The sequence below is a fragment of the Veronia pacifica genome (assembly GCF_001707825.1).
In the GTDB taxonomy this organism is placed as follows: domain Bacteria; phylum Pseudomonadota; class Gammaproteobacteria; order Enterobacterales; family Vibrionaceae; genus Veronia; species Veronia pacifica.
On the sequence record NZ_LYBM01000099.1, the window covers coordinates 1 to 1,229 of the forward strand.

At 47.8% G+C, this 1,229-nt stretch carries 1 protein-coding gene; it reads right to left on the reverse strand.

Annotated features, from left to right (window positions below):
* On the reverse strand, positions 1-1,169 hold a 1,169-nt coding region (locus A8L45_RS23265; protein WP_245680804.1), incomplete at its 3' end, for a M66 family metalloprotease.
* Positions 1,170-1,229: the final 60 nt, after the last annotated feature.

A 1,229-nucleotide genomic window follows, 5' to 3' on the forward strand; every position in this document is an offset into this window, starting at 1 on the left:
ATGGCAATAGTGTCTTCACTTACGTCTTCACTTACGTCACCTGGATTCACGTCTACGATAGTTTTAACTGGCACCCTGTGCTCCCATTCACGCATAGTCTGGCTGTCGCTGTCCCACTTCATGAAGCCTGTCGGCGAGGTTTCAGAAAATACCGCTTTCCCTTCAAGATATTTCTGAATGAGGCTGGCATCGAAGGGTGAAAACACTCCATAAGTATTGTATTGGGGTAAATGAGCCACACCCGACGACATTGGAGTCGTACCAAACGTATATCCACTAAACGTAGATTCTTGGCATCTTTCCACCTTATTTCTATCGGTATAGCAGAGCGGTTTGTCAGATTTAGGCACCATGAAATTGGGCAAAAAGAAATTGTTATCGCTGTCCCAGCCCCACGTTGAGTTCACTTCATCAGCGGGCTGATGTGCCCAGCGTTTAAAACCACCTGCATAATGCCAGAGATTAAAATTGTGCCCGATCTCGTGAGTCCATTCAGTGCCAAGGTCTTGACCTTTGGTAACTAACGTACGGTTATAACCGCCACTGCCGCCGTGTGCGACAGGTCCATTTTGGTACATACCGATGGATAGGAAAGCACTAATCTGTGCCGCAGAAAACGAGGGACCCCGAAATACCTCCCATTCAACATCAGTCACGTTAGCGCCATGGTTGGCGGCATAGATGCCAAGTGCGATCAGATTTGTCGCTGTCCAATCTCGCAATGAGCCTGCTTGCCACCCGCCGTTATCGGGAGCGCGCTCTTTCAGCAACACACCTTCTCTCGTCATCACCTCTTTGAGATATACTGGCTCATAAGTTGACACCACCAAACGACTGGTAGGTATAGTGTGGAAATACTGTCTGGCATACTCATCGGTCTCCTGAAACGTGAATCCACCCTGATTTTCTGTCAGCATGCCAATATCAATGGTATGTAATAGTAACTCTGTTGGCGCCCCCACTTTAATGTCATTGAGCATTCCGGTTGTTGAATCCCTATCAGTCCCAGCATATGAGAAGCGAAGAGACATGCCAGCTTCGATATATTCTGCAGGGATCGACGCTGACCAGAAGTTTTCGCCATACTTGACCTGTGATAGCTCAATATCCCCACCGTAGACCCAAACGCCCTCATAATTGACAAAAACCAGTGAGAATCCTCTTTTCATTGTTGCCTTTCGGTCGCCATAGAAAATAACTGGATCCCAGGCAGCCGGAACCGTTGACTT